6 protein-coding genes and 1 pseudogene are annotated in these 6,898 nt (G+C 65.5%); 2 read left to right on the forward strand and 5 right to left on the reverse strand.

Features of this window, described 5'->3' with window-relative positions:
* Positions 1-513, forward strand: a pseudogene (locus LQR33_RS23540) (methyltransferase); the annotation flags it as partial.
* A 66-nt stretch (positions 514-579) separates the two neighbouring features.
* On the opposite strand, the gene LQR33_RS23545 reads toward LQR33_RS23540, so the two are convergent.
* The 4 genes from LQR33_RS23545 to uvrA form a co-directional block, all read right to left on the reverse strand.
* On the reverse strand, positions 580-954 hold the full coding sequence (locus LQR33_RS23545) for a hypothetical protein (protein ID WP_221668703.1): 375 nt from the start codon (positions 952-954) through the stop codon (positions 580-582).
* A 139-nt stretch (positions 955-1,093) separates the two neighbouring features.
* Positions 1,094-1,405 (reverse strand): thioredoxin family protein, encoded by a 312-nt coding sequence (locus tag LQR33_RS23550; RefSeq protein WP_166440410.1) that lies wholly within the window; start codon positions 1,403-1,405, stop codon positions 1,094-1,096.
* 55 nt (positions 1,406-1,460) lie between these two features.
* On the reverse strand, positions 1,461-1,907 hold the full coding sequence (locus LQR33_RS23555) for a VOC family protein (protein ID WP_021478912.1): 447 nt from the start codon (positions 1,905-1,907) through the stop codon (positions 1,461-1,463).
* Positions 1,908-1,960: 53 nt separating this feature from the next.
* Positions 1,961-4,792, reverse strand: coding sequence for an excinuclease ABC subunit UvrA (gene uvrA / locus LQR33_RS23560; protein WP_231470670.1), 2,832 nt, complete (start codon positions 4,790-4,792; stop codon positions 1,961-1,963).
* Between the two features lie 155 nt (positions 4,793-4,947).
* Here uvrA and LQR33_RS23565 point away from each other — a divergent pair, with 155 nt between their 5' ends.
* Positions 4,948-6,309: an MFS transporter gene (locus LQR33_RS23565; protein WP_221668700.1), complete on the forward strand. Its 1,362-nt coding sequence runs from the start codon at positions 4,948-4,950 to the stop codon at positions 6,307-6,309.
* A gap of 74 nt (positions 6,310-6,383) precedes the next feature.
* Here the strand turns inward: LQR33_RS23565 and LQR33_RS23570 are convergent.
* Positions 6,384-6,898: OmpA family protein (locus LQR33_RS23570; protein ID WP_231470671.1), on the reverse strand; the 515-nt coding region annotated here is incomplete at its 5' end.

Genomic DNA, 6,898 nt, shown 5'->3' on the forward strand with positions numbered 1-6,898 from the left:
GTGCTGGCGGCGCTGCTGGCCAAGCGCGGCGTGGCCCGCGTCGTCGCCACCGACCAGGACGAGCGCGCGCTCGCCTGCGCCGCCGACAATCTGCAACGCCTGCAACTGGACGGCCAGGTGGAGCTGCAACGCGCCAACCTGTTTCCGGAAGGGCGGGCGCAGCTGGCGATATGCAACCCGCCCTGGCTGCCGGCCAAGCCCAGCTCGGCGATCGAATACGCGGTCTACGACCCGGACAGCGCCATGCTGCGCGGCTACCTGGACGGCCTGGCGGCGCACTTGCTGCCCGGCGGCGAAGGCTGGCTGATCCTGTCCGACCTGGCCGAGCACCTGGGCCTGCGCTCGCGCGAGCAACTGCTGCAATGGATAGACCAAGCCGGCCTCGCCGTGCTGGGCAGGCTGGACGTCAAACCCAGCCACAAGAAGGCGGTGGCGCAGACCGACGGCCTGAGCGCGGCGCGCCGGGCCGAAATCACCAGCCTGTGGCGGCTGGGCATCAAAGCTCCAGCCTGAGCATGAAGATAGATCGGATGCCAAAAGGCATCCGATCCGTCCACCAAAGCAGCGCATCGTTCAGCTCTAGCTCTGCCGCTCCATTCTCAATACTCGCTTGATCTGGCCTCGGGTCCAGGCGCTGCGCGCGGCATGCGGCGCGCAAACATTCGGATGCGTCTCGCTGTCCGCCACGCGAAACAGGCCCTGGTATGTCCAGCTGTCCGCGCCCTGTTTCAGAAATACCGGGATCGCCCCGCCCTGGCTGGCCAGCTGCTCGCCCGCCGCGCGCTCCGGCGGGCAGGAGTTGCACAAGATCACTTCGGGCGCGTCCGGATTCAGATCCGGACGCAGGCAGGCGGCCACCACCCTGCCCTTGTAGCGCGGCAAATAGGAATGCTTGTTGCCGCCGACCGCCGCGTGGATTTCCTCGCGGGTGTAGCTCTTGCCTTTTTCAAACATGGATATCTCCAGACCATGCCCAGGCCGGGCATCGCCCCTTGCGACGCCCTTTGGCGGGACGGGCATGCAAGATATCCAAATACGCTTAAAAACCGGCTAAAAGCGGAGGCCATCCGCGCAAAGCCGGCGTCAAAACCGTTTACGCGCCGGCGAGCAGCGCCTCGAGATCGTCCAGACTCTGCGGCCTCACCGCGCGGCCGATCTCGATGCCGTCGCGCAGCAGGATGAAGCTGGGCCACAGCTTGACGCCATACAAGCGCCCCAAGCGCCTGCCCTTGCCATCCTCAACCGCCAGATGGCGCAGTCGCGGATGCGCGGACAGATATTGCGCCAGCAGCGGCTGCGCGCCCTGGCAATGCGGGCACCAGTCCACGCCGAACTCCAGCAGCGTCAGCCCCGGCAGCGCCGCCACACCCTCCGGAGAGGGGTTATCGACCAGATAATGCGTCATGATCTGCTCCAATGAACAAACACCCGCTCTCGGCGGGTGTTTTGAACGACTCGGATCAAACGGCCAACTGGCCGCCCAGCTTCAGCTTGCCGACCAGCCAGGTGTGGTCGTAGCTGACGATTTCGTACGGATTGCCGAACGGATCGACGAAGGACAGCGCGCAGAAGAAGCGGTGGTCGTGCACCGAATCCCGGGCGATGGTCTGGCCTTCGCGGTTGGTGACGCGTTCGCCGGCCAGCTGGTCTATCCACTCGACGAACTCCTGGCCGCTCACCACGAAGGCGACCGCGCCCTGGGAGTCGGACGGCGCGGCGTCCGCGTCCTCGCTGATGGCCAGGCGCACATTGCCGCTGGCGTTGGCCAGCATGGCGTTGTTGTGCTCGCCGTCGGTCTTGTAGCGCGCGTCGGGCACCATGCCCAGCACCCGCTGGTACCATTTCAGCGCGACGGCCACGTCCTTGACGCGGATGTGGATGTGATCGATCTTGCCTAAGCTCAGCATGCCTACCTCTTGATGTGCTGTGGTTTGCCGCCGGACGAGCCGGCGACTTGGTTTTATTTCTTGTCTCGTTCGAGCAGCGGCGCCAGATAGCGTCCGGTATGGCTGACCGGATTGGCCGCCACTTGTTCCGGCGTGCCGCTGGCGATGATCTGGCCGCCGCCGGCGCCGCCTTCCGGCCCCAGGTCGATCAGCCAGTCGGCGGTCTTCACCACGTCCAGGTTGTGCTCGATCACCACCACGGTGTTGCCGCTCTCGCGCAGGCGGTGCAGCACTTGCAGCAACAGGTCGATGTCGTGGAAATGCAGGCCGGTGGTCGGTTCGTCCAGAATATACAGGGTTCGGCCGGTATCGCGCTTGGAGAGTTCCAAGCCCAGCTTCACCCGCTGCGCCTCGCCGCCGGACAGCGTGGTGGCGCTCTGACCCAGGCGGATGTAGCCGAGACCGACGTCCATCAGCGTTTTCAGCTTGCGCGCCACCGGCGGTACCACGGCGAAGAATTCCAGCGCCTGCTCCACCGTCATCTCCAGCACTTCCTGGATGCTCTTGCCCTTATACTGCACTTCCAGCGTCTCGCGATTGTAGCGCTTGCCGTGGCAGACATCGCAGGGCACGTAGATGTCGGGCAGGAAGTGCATCTCCACCTTGATCACGCCGTCGCCCTGGCAGGCCTCGCAGCGGCCGCCCTTGACGTTGAACGAGAAGCGCCCTGGGCCGTAGCCGCGCTCGCGCGCCAGCGGCACCCCGGAGAACAGCTCGCGGATGGGCGTGAACAAGCCGGTGTAGGTGGCGGGATTGGAGCGCGGCGTGCGGCCGATCGGGCTCTGGTCGACGTTGATCACCTTGTCTAGCTGGTCCAGGCCCTTGATCTCGCGGTATGGCGACGGCTCCTCGCTGGCACCGTTCAGATCGCGCGCGGCGATCTTGTACAACGTATCGTTGATCAGCGTGGACTTGCCGGAGCCGGACACGCCGGTGATGCACACCAGGCCGCCCAGCGGCAGCTTCAGCGTCACATCCTTGAGGTTGTTGCCGGTCGCGCCGATCAACTGAAGCATGCGCTCCTCGGAAAGCTCGCGGCGGCCGCCCGGCAGCGCGATCTTGCGGCGGCCGGACAGGAAGGCGCCGGTGACCGAGTTCTCGCTGGCCGCCACGTCGGCCGGCGTGCCGGCCACCAGCACCTCGCCGCCGTGCTCGCCGGCGCCGGGGCCCATGTCCACCAGGTAGTCGGCCTCGCGGATGGCGTCCTCGTCGTGTTCGACCACGATCACGCTGTTGCCCAGGTCGCGCAGCCGCTTCAGCGTGCCCAGCAGGCGGTCGTTGTCGCGCTGGTGCAAGCCGATGGACGGCTCGTCCAGCACGTACATCACGCCGGTCAGGCCGGAGCCGATCTGGCTGGCCAGCCGGATGCGCTGCGCCTCGCCGCCGGACAGGGTGTCGGCGGAGCGGGACAGGTTCAGGTAATCCAGGCCCACGTTGTTGAGGAAGGACACCCGTTCGCGGATTTCCTTGACGATCTTCTCCGCCACCGCCTGCTTCTGGCCGGTGAATTCCAATCCCTCGAAGAAGTCCGCGGTTTCCTTCAGCGGCAGCTGGTTGATCTCATGCAGCGTACGCGTGCCGATGAACACGTGGCGCGCCTCCAGCCGCAGCCGGGAGCCGCTGCAATGCGGGCAGGCCTGGTTGTTCTGATACTTGGCCAGTTCCTCGCGCACCGCCATGGAGTCGGTTTCGCGGTAGCGGCGCTCCAGATTAGGGATGATCCCCTCGAACGGATGGGCGCGGGTGAACTTGGTGCCCTTCTCCGACATATAGCTGAACTCGATGCTGTCGCGACCGGAACCGTGCAGCACTACGTGCTTGACCTTCTCCGGCAGGTCGTCGAAAGACAGGTCGGAAACCGAGAAGCCGTAATGCTCGCCCAGCGCCAGCAGCATCTGATAGTAGAACTGGTTGCGCTTGTCCCAGCCCTTGATCGCGCCAGAAGCCAAGCTTAGCTCCGGATGGGCGACCACGCGCTTGGGATCGAAGAAGGTGATCTCGCCCAGGCCGTCGCACTTGGGGCAGGCGCCCATCGGGTTGTTGAACGAAAACAGCCGCGGCTCCAGCTCCGGCAGGCTGTAGCTGCACACCGGGCAGGCAAACTTGGCGGAGAACCAGTGCTCCTTGCCGCTATCCATCTCCACGGCGATGGCGCGGCCCTCGGCGTGGCGCAACGCGGTCTCGAAGCTCTCGGCCAGCCGCTGCTGCATGTCGGCGCGCACCTTGAGGCGGTCTATCACCACTTCGACGGTGTGCTTCTTGTTCTTGTCGAGCTTGGGCACCGCGTCCAGCTCGTACACCTCGCCGTCCACCCGCACGCGGACGAAACCCTGCGCGCGCAGGTCGTCGAACAAGTCCAGGTTCTCGCCCTTGCGTCCGACGATGACCGGCGCCAGGATCATCATCCGCGTTTCTTCCGGCAGCGCCAGCACGTGGTCCACCATCTGGCTGACGGTCTGGCTGGACAGCGGCACGTTGTGTTCCGGGCAGTGCGGATCGCCGACGCGGGCGAACAAGAGGCGCAGGTAGTCGTGGATCTCGGTGACGGTGCCGACGGTGGAGCGCGGGTTGTGACTGGTGGCCTTCTGCTCGATGGAAATGGCCGGCGACAGGCCCTCGATCAGGTCCACGTCCGGCTTTTCCATCAACTGCAGGAATTGCCGCGCGTAGGCCGACAGGCTCTCCACGTAGCGGCGCTGGCCTTCGGCGTACAGCGTGTCAAAGGCCAGCGAGGACTTTCCGGAGCCGGACAAGCCGGTAATCACGATCAACTGGTTGCGCGGCAAGTCCAGGTTGACGTTCTTCAAGTTGTGGGTGCGGGCGCCACGGATGCGGATGCTGTCCATAAGAAGCTGTTACTCACCGTCGTCAGGGAACCTGTTAATATACCCGACTTGGCCGGGACGGCTCCACTTGTCCGTGCAATGACCGTGCAAACGCGTCATCCGTTTGCGCGGCGCGGTCGTTAAAACCCAGATACGCAAAACCGAAATCTCACCGCATGAATGCCACTGAATTGCGGGCCAGCCTGGGGCTGGCCGGTATCTACGCCCTGCGCATGCTGGGCATGTTCCTGATTCTGCCCGTCTTCGCGATCTACGCCAAAACCCTGCAGGGCGCCGACAACCACACCCTGATCGGCATCGCGCTGGGCAGCTACGGCCTGACCCAGGCCATCCTGCAGCTGCCGTTGGGCATGCTGTCCGACCGCATCGGCCGCAAGAAAGTGATTTACGGCGGCCTGCTGTTGTTCGCCATCGGCAGCTTCGTCGCCGCCGGCGCGCACGACATCGCCACCCTGACCGTGGGCCGGGTGATCCAGGGCGCCGGCGCCATTTCCGCCGCCATCACCGCGCTCCTGGCCGACCTCACCCGCGAGGAAAACCGCACCAAGGCGATGGCGATGATAGGCATGTCGATCGGCACCACCTTCGCCGCCAGCCTGGTGCTGGGCCCGTTGCTGGCCAAGTACATCGGCGTCAACGGCATCTTCGCCCTCACCGGCTTTTTGTCGCTGGCCGCATTGATCGGCGTGTGGCTGGTCATCCCGGACCCGGCGCAATCCCGTTTCCACTCCGACACCGAGGCCAACGCCAAACGGCTGCCGGCGGTGATGAAAGACGGCCAGCTGCTGCGGCTCAACTACGGAATCTTCGCGCTGCATGCGGCGCAGATGGCGATGTTCGTCACCGTGCCGTTCGCGCTGATCAAGACCGCGCACCTGGACAAGTCCCAGCACTGGCAGGTGTATCTGCCGGTAACGGTGATCGGCTTCATCCTGATGGTGCCGGCCATCATTTACGGCGAGAAAAAGGCGCGGCTGAAGCCGGTGTTCATCGGCGCCATCGCGCTGATGACCGCCGCCCAGCTGGGCATGGCGCTGGCGCTGGACAGCTTCTGGCAGATCGTCGGCTGGCTGTCGCTGTACTTCATCGCCTTCAACATCCTGGAGGCCACCCTGCCCTCGCTGATCTCCAAGATCGCCCCGGCCGACGCCAAAGGTACCGCCATCGGCGTCTACAACACCTCGCAGTCGTTCGGCCTGTTCCTGGGCGCGGCCGCCGGCGGCTGGCTGTACAGCCACTACGGCCCGGCCGGCGTATTCGGCTTCACCACCCTGCTGATGCTGTCCTGGCTGATCTGGTCGCTGGGCATGCAGCCGCCCAAGGCTGTGCGCTCGGTGATGCTGCATATCGGCGAATCGTGGCAGGGCGACGCCGAGGCGCTGTCGCGCGAGCTGGCCGGCGTGGCCGGCGTGCACGAGGCCTCGGTGCTGCTGGCCGACCGCGTGGCCTATCTGAAGGTATCGCAACAACAATGGGACGAGGCCGAAGTACGGCGCTTGATAGACGCCACGTTCTAACCTACTCCTGCCTGAATGCGACAAGGGCGGCTACCCGATTGGGAGCCGCCCTTGTTTCGTTTCGCCGTCCGCGCTTACTTCTGCGCCGGCTCGGCTACGAAGATCTCCACCCGGCGGTTCATCGCGCGGCCGGACACGGTGCCGTTGTCGGCCACCGGCTCGCGCGAGCCGCGGCCGTCCACGCCGATGCGGTTGATGTCCACGCCGCGCGACGCGATGTAGCTTTGCGTCGCCTTGGCGCGGTTGACCGACAGCGGGTTGTTGATCGCGTCGCTGCCGGTGTTGTCGGTGTGGCCGATGATGTTGACCGAGGTCACCGGGTTTTGCTGCAGCGTGGCGGCCAGCTTGTCCAGCACCGGCTTCAGGCTGGGCTTCAGCGCGTAGCTGCCGGTATCGAAGGAGGCGTCGGCGGGAATGTTGAGCTTCAGGCGGTTGTCGGCGGTCTGGCTCACGCCGATGCCGGTGCCCTTGGTCGCCTGTTCCATCGCTTCCTTCTGCTTCTGCATGTGCTGCGACCACAGATAGCCGCCGCCCGCGCCCAGCAAGCCGCCGATCGCCGCGCCGGTGGCGGCGCTGCGTCCGCCGTGGC

This window comes from Chromobacterium piscinae (genome assembly GCF_021129175.1).
GTDB lineage: Bacteria > Pseudomonadota > Gammaproteobacteria > Burkholderiales > Chromobacteriaceae > Chromobacterium > Chromobacterium piscinae.

What these genes read in the sequence shown, in the direction of transcription:
- LQR33_RS23545 (WP_221668703.1), bottom strand. Translation starts at nt 954, where the DNA reads ATGTTTGAAAAAGGCAAGAGCTACACCCGCGAGGAAATCCACGCGGCG.
- LQR33_RS23550 (WP_166440410.1), bottom strand. Translation starts at nt 1,405, where the DNA reads ATGACGCATTATCTGGTCGATAACCCCTCTCCGGAGGGTGTGGCGGCG.
- LQR33_RS23555 (WP_021478912.1), bottom strand. Translation starts at nt 1,907, where the DNA reads ATGCTGAGCTTAGGCAAGATCGATCACATCCACATCCGCGTCAAGGAC.
- uvrA (WP_231470670.1), bottom strand. Translation starts at nt 4,792, where the DNA reads ATGGACAGCATCCGCATCCGTGGCGCCCGCACCCACAACTTGAAGAAC.
- LQR33_RS23565 (WP_221668700.1), top strand. Translation starts at nt 4,948, where the DNA reads ATGAATGCCACTGAATTGCGGGCCAGCCTGGGGCTGGCCGGTATCTAC.